Origin of the sequence: Granulibacter bethesdensis CGDNIH1 (assembly GCF_000014285.2) — a bacterium.
GTDB lineage: Bacteria > Pseudomonadota > Alphaproteobacteria > Acetobacterales > Acetobacteraceae > Granulibacter > Granulibacter bethesdensis.
Map to the genome: position 1 here is coordinate 2,109,576 of NC_008343.2, position 13,588 is coordinate 2,123,163.

Genomic DNA, 13,588 nt, shown 5'->3' on the forward strand with positions numbered 1-13,588 from the left:
AGGCCACCCTCATCGGTGGCTTTTTTCATGCCCGCCGTATAACCGCCAAAGGTTGTTAAGTTCGGTTACTCGACAATGAACGCTGGCTGTGAACGATAGCCGACATGAAATGCACCAGACTTCTTATCGCCCTGCTCCTGATAGTCTGCTGCGCGGGATGCGATACGCTCAACCCTTTCGAAGGCCCCTATCATCCGCCGGGCGCGCCGCTGGCGGCTGAAGGTCCGGCCGATATAGCGGTGGTACCTCCCATCAGCGGTGCCACACCCTCACAGGCTGCAACAGTGGAAGAAGCCGCCCTGCAGGCACTGGAGGCGCGTAATCTGTTGTCCGAGGCCAAACCCGACTCGGCTCGGCTGGTCATGCGGCTTACCGTGCTGCAATGGGATGTCACATCCTCCGGTGGGCGGATCGCACTGGGCATGTCTCTGTTCGACCGTGCAACCGGGAAAACGCTTTATGAAGGACGTAGTACAGCCACCAACCTGGATGGTCCTGTTCTGCTCAATCCCGCCACACTGGCCGCCAATGAGGGCTTACTGGTGCAGGATGCGATGGGAAAACTGCTCAGCCAGCAGGGTTTCATGAAAGCCTGCGCCGAACCGCCGCACCACTTTCTGTTTTTCCAAAGCCGTCAGAGCCAATGATTCAGGCACAGGCAAGGCGCTGACCTCGCGGGTGAATTTCCGGCGGAAGGCATCCCCGAACTCCCGGAAACTTTCTGCAGGCACCAGAAAGCCTCCAGGCCCTCCGACGACATGGCTGGCATACCAGCCTTTCAAGGTCGTGGCCTCATCTCCCTCCAGAATAGGCAGGCCGTTGATGGTCACACCATCGCCGGCCAGCATATCCCGCATGGTGGGAACATCAGGGCTGCTGTTGCAATTGTCATGTCCATCGCCGGAAACATCAATCACGACGCGCTCCACCTGCGCCGGCATGGAGGGTAGGGTCTTGTCGGAAATCATCCGCAGAGCCTGCGCCATACAGGTGAAATCGCCCGGAACACGGGGCAGCATACGAATACGGGCAGCCACTGCATTGGCGTCTGCCTGACCGGTGATTAATGTCCACGGCACGGACAGAACGGGCCTGTCCGCCCATTCGACGACCGCCAGCAGCATAGAACGATGCCGCCCCGACAGCATTGCAGTCACAACGGCTGGGTCTTCCAGAGCGCGGGCGATGCCCTCCATTTGCAGGACGTAGCGGCTGGTATCCATGGAGCCGGAGACATCCACCGCCAGCACCAGAGCCAGGTCGGCCTTGGGTGTTGCAGCCTCTACAGACCGGGATTGAGATGAGGACAACAGCGCCATGGCCGCCAACATCACACTCATCATCACCGGCCACCGCAGACCGGGAGATAAAAATCGTCTCATGGATACGCTACAGTCCGGAATTGCGCTGGCAGTCCCTTGGCCGAATCGAGACCACGCGCACCATCAAAATGCGCCCCCTCCAGATGGGCGCCGGAAAAATCCGCACCTGTCACATCAGCACCCGAAAAATCGGCTCCGGCCAGATGAGCATGGCGCAGGGAAGTATGAATTAGTCTGGCTCCCTGGAAATGGGTAAATTCCAGAATCACCCCGTCAAGATTGGCACGGCTAAGATCGGCCCCATCCATCCGGCAGCCGGAAAGATCGGTTGGAAAAGCTCCGAGCATACGATTATCGAGTTGAAACTGTGCTCCGACGAGCTTCGCCCCTCGCCAATCCCCCCGATTCAGCCGCCCGATCAGCCTCGCTCCTGACAGATCGGCCCCATCGAATCGGGGACTTTCCGACGCCAGCGGGTCAAGAGTGGAAAATGCGGCCAGCATAAACAGGCTGGCCCCACGTAAATCGGCATGGCTGAAGCGGGTGCGGGTGATGACGCTGTGATCCAGCACGGCCCCACGCAGATCGGCACCGCTGAGATTGGAATCCGTCAGGTTAACGCCATACAGATTGCTGCCGGACAATTGAGCATGGTGGAAATCCAGCCCCGACAGATCAAGCTCGAAAAGCACCCGATTGTTCAGCTGTGCGGGATGGGCATCGGTGGCGCGCAGCAGCGCACGCACTACCTGCCGGACGGTCATGTCAGCCTGCAACGGGTCTCTGGAATTTTCAGGCAGGGAGGCGGCATGACAGGGCGGAGCAGGCAGGAGCATTATGCCCAGCGTCAGACAGACATTCAGGCCATATTTTGATAATCGACTTCTGCCCATTGCCATTGTTCCGGTGGAAAGACGGCCAAGTCCGTCACCGACCCCAAAACCGGCGGGCCTGCCAATAGAAAAACCCGGCAGGAACAGCCTACCGGGTTTTTCCTGTTCTGATCCAGCGGCGTCTTACTTTGTAACGCCCGTGCTGGTGCCGGTGTCCGGAACGCCGGCAGCGGCCGGAGGCGTGGTACCAGCCGGAACATCGGCAACGCCCTTCTGGGCGGCCTGCAGGCTCTGCTGGTTCAGGCGATCAACTTCCGTTTCCTTGGCAGTGCCATACGTGCCGGCATGCTTGAAATCCTTGTGCGCATGATGGGCCGCTGCCTTGGTGTCACCATGCTTCGCAGCATCATGGGCCTGTGCCGGCAGACCCAGCATCGCCACACCGGCAGTCATGCCACCAGCAAAAATGAAAGCTTTCGTCAGACGATTCAGCATGGAAACCATCTCCTTGTAAGCAACCGGTCAGAGAATCCGACAGGAAGGGAACCCGATCCTACAGGCCGGGAACATTTTCAGCCCATCCATTCCCAAGGTGCAATTGGCTACATTGAGCGGGACAGGAACGATCGTATCGCATAACGCAACGATCCCCCTTCTGTTGCAAGGAAATCACTAATCAGGTCCCCCAAAACCATTTCTGATACGCCTGCCCCGGATGATGCACCCAAGGCACATCACAATAGGCACGAAGCGGGTGGCGCGACTGCAACGGTGACAAGATAAGTCGGTACGCAGGCAAGGGATGTTCTCCACCCCGGTCAGGCGGAGTTGCGATGCAACGGCAGCTTCTCTATCTCTCGGTCTGCGGTCCGTGATGGGCTTGCGGCTTTTCCTTGGACTCATGCCGGTGAATGCTCATGACCGATAAACCCTCCCTGCGCATCCTGCTGGCTGGCCCGCGCGGCTTCTGCGCCGGTGTCGATCGCGCCATCCGCGTGGTGGAGGAAGCCCTGAAGCGCTATGGCGCGCCGGTTTATGTCCGTCATGAAATCGTCCATAACCGCTATGTCGTCGAAAGCCTTGAAAAGAAAGGCGCCATCTTCGTCGAGGAGCTGGAGGAAGTGCCGCCGCATGCCCATGTGGTTTTCTCCGCCCATGGGGTGCCGAAATCCGTACCCGCCGATGCCGAGGCGCGCGATCTGTCCTATCTGGATGCCACCTGTCCGCTGGTCAGCAAAGTCCATCGGGAGGCCGAGCGCCACTATGCCGGGGGCGGTGCCGATTCCCTGCATATTCTGATGATCGGCCATGCCGGACATCCGGAAGTGGTCGGCACTATGGGCCAGCTCCCCCCCGGTGCCATGACGCTGGTGCAGAATGCGGAAGAGGCTGAAGCCGTTCAGCCGCAGGATCCGCACAAGCTGGCCTTTATCACCCAGACGACCCTGTCCGTGGATGATACGGCCGAGATCGTCGCCGTGCTGCGTCGCCGCTTCCCGGATATCGAGGGGCCGAAGCGCGAGGATATCTGCTATGCCACCACCAACCGGCAGGCTGCCGTCAAGGCAATTGCCGAGGATTCCGATCTGGTGCTGGTCATCGGCAGCCCCAACTCCTCCAACAGCCAGCGCCTGCGGGAAGTGGCGGAACGCGCCGGTGCGCCGCGCGCTATTCTGCTGCCCAATGCCAGTGCGCTGGACTGGACCGTACTGAACGGCGTCAACTGCGTCGGGATCAGCGCCGGAGCCTCCGCTCCCGAGTTGCTGGTTGACGAGCTGCTGGACCGGCTGAGCGAACGCTATCATCTGGATATTGAAGAACGCCGCGTGACCCGTGAGGATGTGGTGTTCAAGCTGCCTGCGCCCCTGTGCGACTGAACGCCATCCGATCCCGCCTGCATTAAATTCTTCTCCTCGGGGTATGGCATACCATACCCTGTAACCCTTCCTATTTCTCTCCTGTTACAGGCCGCACCGCACCCATGGCCGTCTATACTGAAGTCACCGATGAGGCGCTGGCCGCGTTTCTGGCTGAATACGATATCGGCACCGCCGTGGCCTTTCGCGGAATCGCGGAAGGGGTAGAGAACAGCAATTACGTGCTGCGTACTACAGGCGGCGACTACATCCTGACGCTGTACGAAAAACGGGTGGATCCGAACGATCTGCCTTGGTTTCTCGGATTGATGGAGCATCTGGCTGCACGGGGCATCACCTGCCCCCAGCCGGTGCGGGGCCGGGATGGGCAGGCCCTGCGCATGCTCTGCGGCCGCCACGCCGCCATAACCGGCTTCCTGCCCGGCGTTTGGCCACGCAAGGTGCAGGTCGCACATTGTCATCCCGTCGGAGAGGTATTGGCGAAACTGCATGAAGCCGGAGCAGATTATGCGCCGACTCGCCTCAATGCGCTGGGACCTGAAGGCTGGCCTCCCCTGCTGGCCATCTGCCGCAGCCGTGCCGATGAAATCTCCCCCGGTCTGGGCGAGGAACTACAGAAGGCGCTGGACCGCGTGCTGACGGCATGGCCGTCTGATCTGCCGGCCGGCCATATCCATGCCGATCTGTTTCCCGACAATGTATTTTTTCTGGATGACAGGCTTTCGGGCGTGATCGACTTTTATTTTGCCGCCACCGATGCTCTGGCATACGACATAGCCATTGCCCTGAACGCCTGGTGCTTCGAAAGCGATCATGCCTACAATATCACCAAAGGCAGCGCCCTGCTGCGTGGCTATAATGCCATCCGTACGCTGACGGAGGCAGAAAAAGCCGCTTTACCGGTCCTGTGTCAGGGAGCCGCGCTGCGTTTTGCACTGACACGTCTGTTCGACTGGCTGAACACACCTCCGGGTGCCATGGTGACGCGCAAAGACCCCATGGACTACGTCCATCGCCTGCGTTTCCATCTCTCTGCTCCCAATGCAGGTGCTTATGGCCTCTGACCAAACCGCCATGGATACAATGCAGGGCGAGAGCAATATCGTCGAAATATGGACGGATGGGGGCTGCAAGCCCAATCCCGGTCCCGGCGGTTGGGCGGCGATCCTGCTCTATCGCGGCACCGAGAAGGAACTCTCCGGTTTCGACCCCGAGACCACCAATAACCGGATGGAACTGACCGCCGCTGCCGCAGCACTGGAGGCCCTGACCCGGCCCTGCAAGGTGGTGCTGAACACCGACAGCGAATATGTGCGTAACGGCATTACCCGCTGGAAAGATGGCTGGGTGCGTCGTAACTGGCGCAATGCGTCGGGGGATCCCGTCGCCAACATGGATCTGTGGCGACGCCTGCTGGATGCCGCGGCCCGCCATGAGATCGACTGGCGCTGGGTCCGGGGCCATGCCGGCAACCCGATGAACGAGCGGGCCGATCAGCTGGCTACCAAAGCCCGTATGGAAGGCTGATCGCGGCGGCTACAGCACCGCCAGAATCTGCTCGGCCCGGCTGACATCGAAGCCACCCGGTGGTTCAATGGCCAGATGGGTGACAACCCCTTTCTCCACCACCATCGCAAAACGCTGGCTGCGCACGCCTAATCCCCGTGCTGTCAGGTCCAGCTCCAGCCCCAGCGCCCGGGTCAGCACGGCGCTGCCATCGGCGAGCATCAGGATACGCTCCTCAACGCCCTGCTCTTTGGCCCAAGCGCCCATCACGAACGGATCATTGACGGACAGGCAGGCAATGATATCGACACCCTTCTGCTGAAAGGCTTCAAGAGCATTGAGATAACCGGGCAGGTGTTTCGCGCTGCATGTCGGCGTAAAAGCACCCGGCACGGCGAACAGAACCACTTTCTTATCCGCAAACAGCGTTCCGGTCTCCACCTCCTTGGGACCGTCCGGCGTCGAGGCCATGATTTTGATGGCCGGAAAGACATCACCCGTTTTGATCGTCATACCTGCTTTCAATCCCATGGTCATTGATCGATGCGACAAGAAATCCCGGCGGCCCTCTCGGCCTGCGGAATCCCTGTTTTACGTCCGGTCTACAGAAGCGCAGAAGCAGCCTGTCTGCCAGCAAAATCGGCTCCAGCCCAGTTTGGGCAGACAATCTGGACTGATTGATGAATAGCATATCTCAACCTGTCGCTTGCAGGATTGGCCAAGATTGACAATCTATAGGGCATGAAAGACGAACAGCCCTCCCCTGATGACAACACCAAGCCGTCCGTTGCGACAGCGGATACGCTTTCTTTGGCTGGACAGCTTCTGATCGCCATGCCCGGCATGGAGGATGAGCGCTTTACGCGGAGTGTTATCTACCTCTGCGCCCATTCCGGTGAGGGGGCGATGGGCATCATTATCAACCGCCCGGTCGATAAGCCGCGTTTTGATGATCTGCTCAGTCAGCTGGATACGCCACCTGCACCGCCGATCCGCCGGATTGAGGTCATGGAAGGCGGTCCGATGGAAAGCGGACGCGGTTTTGTACTCCATACTGCCGATTGGTCGGGCGAAGGAACGTTGCCGGTCCAGAACGGCCTGTCCCTGACCGCCAGTCTGGATGTGCTGAAAGCCATCGCCACCGGTGACGGGCCGAGTCATGGTTTTCTGGCACTGGGCTATGCCAGCTGGACCGCAGGACAGCTTGAGCGTGAATTGCAACAGAATGCATGGCTGTCTGCGCCAGCCAACCAGACGCTGATTTTCGAGACCGGTCCGGGGGACAGATGGAAAGGCGCCATGGCCCAGCTAAAGATTGATCCCAACCTGCTCTCTACCGAGGCAGGGCACGCCTGAAGTGATCATGGCGCAAAGCCGGAAACTTTCTTACCAGTTGAAACGCGCCGTCATATAACGCGGTGCGTGCTCAGCCTGCTCAAGGACTGAAACGGCCCCTTCGTGCAGGCTGTCGCTATGGGCAGCAACCTCCTGCCAATGGATGCCGCCCAGAACCCAGCACGCATCCAGCCCGGCGGCACGGGCGCCTGCCATATCCGTGGCCAGCGAGTCACCGATGGCCACGGCATTTCCCCTCTCACAGCCAAGCGCAGCCATGACCGGCTCATAGACAGTCGCATCAGGCTTGCCGACGGAGCGCACGATTCCGCCAATCTCCGTATAGCGCCTGGCCAGCGCACCGGCGCAGAGAATGGCGACGCCACCTTTGATGACTTTCATATCCGGATTGGCGCAGACCATCGGCAGCCCTGCCGCAAGACAGGCGGCAAGCTCGGCCTCGAATGGTTCGAGACTGGTTGGATCACGATGATCATCCGGGCCGGTATTCAGACAGAATTCAGCCTGAGCGGGCGATGAGACCGGATCAAGCCCGCTTCCCTCCAACAGGTTGCGATCCCGCTCCGGCCCCAGATGATACACACGCCGACCGAGAGCAGCGAAAAACGGATCATGCCGGGTCACAAGCAGATCATAGGTGACCTCTCCGCTGGTCACGATCCCGTCATAGAGATCATCCCCTACCCCCAGCACACGAAGTGCAGCGGCGGCAGAAGCGGCCCGCCGCGGAGCATTGGACAGCAGCACGATCCGCTTGCCGGCCTGCTTCAGCCGCCTCAGTGCCTCCAGTGCTCCCGGGTAAGGGGCCAGACCATCATGGATCACTCCCCAGAGATCGACGACAAACCCCTGATAGCGCTCTGCCAGCGGCGCGATACCGTCCAGATACAGCGTCACAGGACCATACCCTGCAAGGCTTTACCTCTGGCTGCGGCAATATCCCGATAGCCTCGTTCCTCCAGCAATGCCTGCGTTTCCTTCAGGATACGCGGCAACAGAGACGGCCCCTGCAAGGCAAAGGCGGAATAAAGCTGCACCATGGTCGCTCCATGCTCGATCTTGGCGAGCAGATCGGCACCACTGGCAACCCCCCCGCATCCCACCAGCGTCAGACGACCGGGGGCCAATTGTTCGCTCAGCAGCGCGGCACGGCCCAGCATTCTGGTGGAGGTTGCCAGCAAAGGTCTGCCGGATAAACCGCCCGCCTCCTCCGCATACGGGCTGCGCAACCCTGCGGGACGGGCAATCGTCGTATTGGAGATGATCAGACCATCAACCCCGGCCGCGATACAGCATCGCACCACTCCCTCCAGCCCTTCATCAGACAGGTCGGGCGCGATCTTGACCAGCAGAGGTGGCCTCTGCGGCACGGCACGGTTAATGGAGGCCAGAATAGCGGCCAGCTTTTCCTCTCCTTGCAGATCTCGCAGACCGGGCGTGTTGGGGGAGGAGATATTGACGGTGATCGTATCGGCATAAGGGGCGACTGCTGCTGCCAGTTCGGCGTAATCAGTCTCCGGTTTGGCTCCCTCCTTGTTGATGCCGATATTTGCACCGATCGGCGCCGGATGATGCTTCAACCGCTTCAGGCGGTTCAGAAAAACCGCAATCCCGTCATTGTTGAAACCCATCCGATTGATAACCGCCCGATCTTCGCGCAGACGGAACAAACGCGGGCGTGGATTGCCTGATTGTGGGCGTGGAGTAACAGTCCCGGCCTCCACCCAGGCAAAGCCCAGACGCAGCAGCGGCAGGACGACACGGGCGTTTTTATCAAATCCTGCCGCCAGACCCAGTGGATGGGCAAAACGCCGGCCGAATGCGGACACAGCCAGCCGCGGATCATCCGGCATGCTCTGCCGCCCGGCCAGACCAAGCGACAGGGCGCGCAGCCCCCATTCATGAGCATGCTCCGCATCCATACGACGCAATGCGGCAAATCCGGCCTGGCGGAGAAGATTAGTCAACATGATCCGCTTCTGCCGGAAAGCGGCCTGTCAGGAAAGAGGGACATGCGGCAACATTGTCCTCCCAGCCAGTGGCCCACCCAGCCAGAAGATCGTTTGCATCCTATATCTGATGGGATGTTTTCATCATTCACACCCTTGCATTGAACAGCATAGAAGTGGCTATTCAACGGCATGAGCCAGGCCTCTTCCTTTGTCTATAACGAACCCTATCTGGAAACCTGCTGCCGTTCCGCGCTCCACCGGCTGAGCCTGAGCGGAGCAGCGGGGCGGCCGGACGGGCTGAAGGACGGGGCCTGTCTCCATCGCCTGCAGGCGATGGGCCTGGCACAGCAGGAAAAAGATGGACAGTTTCGGATCACTCACGAAGGCGTCACCCGCCATAATAGTGAAGTGCTGAAACGACGCTGATTTTTATGCGTTCTGATTTTTATCAGTAACCGGACTTTCGAATTCTCTCTCCAGATCCAATCTGGTGGAATATCCCTGTCCAGAGCAGGACTTCCTATATGAAGCATGAGGATATCTGGCGCGCCATAGATACTCTGGCCGCCATCAAGGGCCTGTCGACCTCCGGCCTTGCCAGACGGGCAGGGCTGGATGCGACAACATTCAACTTGTCCAAACGGCAAATGCCGGATGGACGGCAACGCTGGCCAAGCACGGAAAGTATTTCCAAAATTCTTGTTGCGACCGGTGAATCGCTGGGTGCCTTCACGTCTCTGGTCAATGGCGCCGAGACCCTTTCCGCAGACAGCGGACAAAACACCCACTATGGCCGGCGTATTCCGCTGTTCTCCCTGCCCGAATTACGGGATCTTCCGATCAAGGGTGAAGGGAACGCCTTGCCTTCCGCCCGGGATGAAACCAGCCTGCCGGATGTCGCAGACCGTGAAGCATATGGCATCGAAATCCACGATACCTCGCTGGCACCGCTTTTTCGAGAAGGGACCATCCTGATCGTCTCTCCCAATGCTCCGCTACGCCGAGGCGACAGGGTTATTGTTCGCCTGGCAGCCCATGACGGGGAACCATCCGAAACTGTTTTCGGTCATTTTCACAGACGCTCGGCACGTTGGATGGACATTTCTTCGCTGAATGGCGACAAAGCTGAGCGGAGTATTTCTTTAACTTCACTGGTATGGATACACAGAATCGTGTGGGCCAGCCAATAGGAAGTGGTTACAGAATGACACTCCTTCACAAGGGGTCTCTTGAACCAAAGGCAGGGTCATGGGTTTACTGGTAGACGGGGTCTGGAAAACAGACTGGTATGATACCGCCTCCCATGATGGACGCTTCGAACGCGATGCATCCTCTTTCAGAAACAGTATTGACCCGGCTGGCCCTTTTCCACCTGAAACGGGGCGTTATCACCTCTATGTTTCCCTTGCCTGCCCGTGGGCACACCGTACCCTGATCTACCGTGTGTTGAAGGGGCTGACGGAGGCTATTTCCGTTTCAGTTGTAAACTGGCTGATGGAAGATCACGGTTGGACTTTCGAACCGGGCGAAGCAACCATACCGGATACGCTTTACGGTGCAGACTATCTGCACCAGATCTACACACGCGCGAAACCGGATTACTCCGGCCGGGTCACGGTGCCGGTGTTGTGGGACAAACAGCGCGAAACCATCGTGAACAACGAATCAGCGGAAATCATCAGATTTTTTGATGATGCCTTTGATTCGGTTGCAAAATACCAGGTTCATTTCTACCCCCCTGAATACCGGGATGACATTGATGCGCTGAATGCGCGTATCTACGACACGGTCAATAATGGTGTTTACAAGGCTGGATTTGCCACGACCCAGCACGCCTATGAAGAAGCCGTATATCCGTTGTTCGCTACGCTGGACTGGCTGGAAGACCGCCTGTCCCGACAGAATTTTCTCTGTGGTAACCGCGTCACAGAAGCAGACTGGCGGCTGTTTACCACCCTGATCCGTTTCGATTCCGTCTATGTGGGACATTTCAAGTGTAATATTCGTCGCCTGAGCGACTATCCGGAACTTCTGGATTATATGCGGGCGCTCTACCAAGTGCCGGGCATTGCCGATACGGTCAATTTTACCCACATCAAGCGGCATTATTACATGAGCCACCGAACCATTAACCCTTCCTGCATAGTACCGGCCGGCCCTGAGCTGCAACTGACGGTTCCAGCCCGGCGCGATGCGGCAGGAGCCATCAGACCGTGACAGCAACCGGGATCGGGGCAGGCCAGATTGACAGACTTGCCCTGAAAGACGCGCTTGAAAACGCCATTCACGCAGCACCGGAGGATAAAAACCTTCTCCGCCGCTATTTCGATGTCCTGGGCGAGATTTCAGCAACCTATCAGGGGCCGCTGACGGTCCATCTGCCGGGCACTGCCCACGCAATTCGTATTCGGTGCGGAACGGATGACAGCGCCATTTGCCGGGGCATTTTCCTGGATGGCTGGTACGATCATGCCCTGCCCGCTTCACCGCGCCATATTCTGGATCTGGGCGCCCATGCAGGCTTTGCAGCGATCTATTTCGCGAACCGTTACCCTGATGCACATATTCTCTGTGTCGAGGCCGATACAGCCCATTATCGCGCCCTGCTGATGAACACCTTGCCTTACCCCGGGATTGCGCATCTGCATGGCGCAGTTTCCGCAGCGTCCGGCTGGGCCAGCCCCATGGATATCGGCAGGGACCGTCAATCCCGCGATGGGTGGCAACGTTTCACGGTGGAGGGGGAGACTCTCTCGGTTGGTGGCCAGCCATCCGGGGGGAAGCTGCGCGCCTATGGAATAAAGCAGATCCTGGATCAGTTCGGATGGCAAAGCGCCGACACCATCAAATGCGCCCTGTCAGGAGATGAGGCCGCCCTGTTTTCCGCTTCCACCTCCACATGGCTTGATTCAGTGACAACCCTGCTGATTTCGCGCCGCAAGGCCGACTCCCCCCTGGATGTTCTGAATGCCATGACCGATGCCGAACTCTTTGAACCCGTTCAAGGAGAGGGCGTCACGATGCTCCGACGGCTGGGGGCTGGACATTCTGACTCCCGCCCTGCTCCGGTCAGGCTGATTGAGACCGGAACGCTTCGACCCGTTCTATGGGATGGCACGGAACCTGCTCTGTCGCAGAGCGGTTTTCTGGATGATCAGGCCGTTCTGATCCAGGCTGGCCGCATGGGCGCCACCCCGACCAGCCTGACGATCAGACGCGATTTCAGCGGCCAAAGCCGGCTTGGCGGTATCATCGCCTCACCGGGTGATCCCGACAGCATAGCCCAGTTGTCCATGACCATCAGGCGCGTCCGGGATCAGGCCGTTCTCCTTCAAAGCGAGCTGCGCCTGCCTGCAGGACAGCAAGCCACCTGGAATGCCGCCACCCCTCTGATGCAAGGTCTGCACGACATCCGGTTTTCACTGGAGAATGCGGCGGATTCCTCTCCCGACCAGTCGGCCTGCATCAGGCTGAGCCATCTGATAGCGGATATAGCCTGACCTATGCCGGCCCGGTCCACACTGCCTCCTGCCCCACCTCATGCAGAGCGGGCAGCATGGCCGGTTTACCCGGTGGAACCAGAGATCAAGGCGCGTGTCACAAGCGCCATGCCCGCCCTTGCCGCCTCGCTGGACCGGGAAGTCGAGCGGATATGGCAATCAGCGCTTCAGCGCACCGGCGGCAGACTGTTCAATGGCCAGGTGTTCAGCGCCGATGATCTGACACCCACCCTGCTGACCGGGCATATGACGGAATTTCGTCGCATTGTCGCCCAGATGGAGCGCCCTGATCTCTATGAGGCCCTCCACGTCAGACCCCTGGCTGTGTGCGCTTCCGTTCTGGCCTGCCCGGAAGCCAGGCCCGAAGAAGGCGGCGTCATCATCGGACGGCGGGCAGGCCATTCGGTCTATCAGGCCGGATACTGGCAGACGCCTCCCGCCGGCAGTGTAGATGCGGGGGCCTTGCTGCCTGACGGCTGGCTGGATCTGCGTGGACAGCTGATGAAGGAGCTACAGGAGGAACTGGGTATCTCTCCGGCTGCCGTCACTGAGTGCGTTCCCCTGCTTATGATCGAGCATCCAGACAGCCATGTGCTGGATATAGGCCACCGCATGGTGGTCAATCTGACTGCATCCCAGGTGCAGAAAACCCATCGGTCTCTGGCCGATGATGAATATGACCCGGTCCTGATCCTGAAGCTGCCGGAACTGGAGGCCACCCTCCATGCTCTGGGCGGTGTTCTATCACCGCCATCCCGTGCCATCATGCAGGCCAGCCACTGGTTTGATGAAAAAATCTGAATTTTTTTGATCTATCTAAAAGAGACGAGATTATATCTCGTAATAATAAGATCATCTCGGAAAAATACCAAAAATTTAGTCCTAAAATCCTAGGATTTTAGGTTTTTAGTCCTTTATTTTTTCTTTTCCCTGTTCCCCGACTTATCGCACCTATCCAGTCCTCAATGCGATGGCATCTTTGGCAGCAAATAAAACATCATCATCAAAGAAGAAAAAACAGTTGATAAATATTGATAAAAATATAGCTGCCACAAACCCGCCCTATTTCCTGCCATATTTCCAATGATGAGTCATTTGGACTGGACATGATATCTCTACGTCTGCTAGTCAGGCTCCACCACGATGAAGGGATAGATTATATCCCTACCCTCCGGTCAGGTTTTTAACCTGCCGAGCACCATTGTGCACGTCTGTGGCGTGCGCGTTCTTTGTGTTTGGCGT

The 13,588-nt window shown here is 58.6% G+C and carries 16 protein-coding genes; 10 read left to right on the plus strand and 6 right to left on the minus strand.

From position 1 onward, the window contains the following. Positions 1 to 104: 104 nt before the first annotated feature. A complete protein-coding gene (locus GBCGDNIH1_RS21875) occupies positions 105 to 647 on the plus strand; it encodes a DUF4136 domain-containing protein (RefSeq protein ID WP_043453004.1) in 543 nt (180 codons plus the stop codon). On the opposite strand, the gene GBCGDNIH1_RS21880 is transcribed toward GBCGDNIH1_RS21875, so the two are convergent. The 3 genes from GBCGDNIH1_RS21880 to GBCGDNIH1_RS21890 form a co-directional block, all read right to left on the minus strand. After that, the gene (locus GBCGDNIH1_RS21880; protein ID WP_011632572.1) at positions 537 to 1,382 is read right to left on the minus strand and encodes a DUF1194 domain-containing protein; all 846 of its coding nucleotides are present in this window, start codon (positions 1,380 to 1,382) and stop codon (positions 537 to 539) included. The genes GBCGDNIH1_RS21875 and GBCGDNIH1_RS21880 overlap by 111 nt on opposite strands. Continuing rightward, on the minus strand, positions 1,379 to 2,158 hold the full coding sequence (locus GBCGDNIH1_RS21885) for a pentapeptide repeat-containing protein (protein WP_162288476.1): 780 nt from the start codon (positions 2,156 to 2,158) through the stop codon (positions 1,379 to 1,381). The genes GBCGDNIH1_RS21880 and GBCGDNIH1_RS21885 overlap by 4 nt, the downstream gene beginning before the upstream one ends. Positions 2,159 to 2,338: 180 nt before the next feature. Beyond that, positions 2,339 to 2,650 carry a hypothetical protein gene (locus tag GBCGDNIH1_RS21890; protein WP_125911037.1) on the minus strand — a complete coding sequence of 104 codons (312 nt, stop codon included), beginning with the start codon at positions 2,648 to 2,650 and terminating at the stop codon, positions 2,339 to 2,341. 416 nt (positions 2,651 to 3,066) lie between these two features. Here GBCGDNIH1_RS21890 and ispH point away from each other — a divergent pair, with 416 nt between their 5' ends. From ispH to rnhA, 3 genes are all read left to right on the plus strand, one after another. Next, a complete protein-coding gene (ispH, locus tag GBCGDNIH1_RS21895; RefSeq protein WP_011632575.1) occupies positions 3,067 to 4,032 on the plus strand; it encodes a 4-hydroxy-3-methylbut-2-enyl diphosphate reductase in 966 nt (321 codons plus the stop codon). Positions 4,033 to 4,136: 104 nt separating this feature from the next. Next, positions 4,137 to 5,096 carry a homoserine kinase gene (locus GBCGDNIH1_RS21900; protein WP_011632576.1) on the plus strand — a complete coding sequence of 320 codons (960 nt, stop codon included), beginning with the start codon at positions 4,137 to 4,139 and terminating at the stop codon, positions 5,094 to 5,096. After that, positions 5,086 to 5,559 (plus strand): ribonuclease HI, encoded by a 474-nt coding sequence (gene rnhA, locus GBCGDNIH1_RS21905; RefSeq protein WP_025287217.1) that lies wholly within the window; start codon positions 5,086 to 5,088, stop codon positions 5,557 to 5,559. The genes GBCGDNIH1_RS21900 and rnhA overlap by 11 nt, the downstream gene beginning before the upstream one ends. Positions 5,560 to 5,568: 9 nt before the next feature. Here the strand turns inward: rnhA and GBCGDNIH1_RS21910 are convergent, their stop codons facing one another. Then, entirely contained in the window at positions 5,569 to 6,051 is a 483-nt protein-coding gene (locus GBCGDNIH1_RS21910) for a peroxiredoxin (RefSeq protein WP_011632578.1), read from the minus strand. Between the two features lie 228 nt (positions 6,052 to 6,279). On the opposite strand from GBCGDNIH1_RS21910, the gene GBCGDNIH1_RS21915 reads away from it, so the two are divergent. Then, positions 6,280 to 6,894 carry a YqgE/AlgH family protein gene (locus tag GBCGDNIH1_RS21915; protein ID WP_011632579.1) on the plus strand — a complete coding sequence of 205 codons (615 nt, stop codon included), beginning with the start codon at positions 6,280 to 6,282 and terminating at the stop codon, positions 6,892 to 6,894. Between the two features lie 30 nt (positions 6,895 to 6,924). Here the strand turns inward: GBCGDNIH1_RS21915 and GBCGDNIH1_RS21920 are convergent, their stop codons facing one another. Then, complete coding sequence (locus tag GBCGDNIH1_RS21920; protein WP_011632580.1) at positions 6,925 to 7,791, minus strand: TIGR01459 family HAD-type hydrolase; 867 nt, start codon at positions 7,789 to 7,791, stop codon at positions 6,925 to 6,927. Then, positions 7,788 to 8,864: a quinone-dependent dihydroorotate dehydrogenase gene (locus GBCGDNIH1_RS21925; protein ID WP_011632581.1), complete on the minus strand. Its 1,077-nt coding sequence runs from the start codon at positions 8,862 to 8,864 to the stop codon at positions 7,788 to 7,790. Before GBCGDNIH1_RS21925 ends, GBCGDNIH1_RS21920 begins: the two co-directional genes overlap by 4 nt. Positions 8,865 to 9,035: 171 nt before the next feature. On the opposite strand from GBCGDNIH1_RS21925, the gene GBCGDNIH1_RS21930 reads away from it, so the two are divergent. The 5 genes from GBCGDNIH1_RS21930 to GBCGDNIH1_RS21950 all read left to right on the plus strand — a co-directional run bounded on the left by GBCGDNIH1_RS21930 (position 9,036) and on the right by GBCGDNIH1_RS21950 (position 13,147). Then, complete coding sequence (locus GBCGDNIH1_RS21930; protein ID WP_011632582.1) at positions 9,036 to 9,272, plus strand: hypothetical protein; 237 nt, start codon at positions 9,036 to 9,038, stop codon at positions 9,270 to 9,272. Between the two features lie 98 nt (positions 9,273 to 9,370). Further along, entirely contained in the window at positions 9,371 to 10,036 is a 666-nt protein-coding gene (locus tag GBCGDNIH1_RS21935; RefSeq protein WP_011632583.1) for a S24 family peptidase, read from the plus strand. A gap of 58 nt (positions 10,037 to 10,094) precedes the next feature. Next, the gene (locus tag GBCGDNIH1_RS21940; protein ID WP_011632584.1) at positions 10,095 to 11,063 is read left to right on the plus strand and encodes a glutathione S-transferase family protein; all 969 of its coding nucleotides are present in this window, start codon (positions 10,095 to 10,097) and stop codon (positions 11,061 to 11,063) included. Next, positions 11,060 to 12,346 carry an O-methyltransferase gene (locus GBCGDNIH1_RS21945; protein WP_011632585.1) on the plus strand — a complete coding sequence of 429 codons (1,287 nt, stop codon included), beginning with the start codon at positions 11,060 to 11,062 and terminating at the stop codon, positions 12,344 to 12,346. The genes GBCGDNIH1_RS21940 and GBCGDNIH1_RS21945 overlap by 4 nt, the downstream gene beginning before the upstream one ends. A 3-nt stretch (positions 12,347 to 12,349) precedes the next feature. Next, positions 12,350 to 13,147, plus strand: coding sequence for a phosphohydrolase (locus tag GBCGDNIH1_RS21950; protein WP_011632586.1), 798 nt, complete (start codon positions 12,350 to 12,352; stop codon positions 13,145 to 13,147). Positions 13,148 to 13,588: the final 441 nt, after the last annotated feature.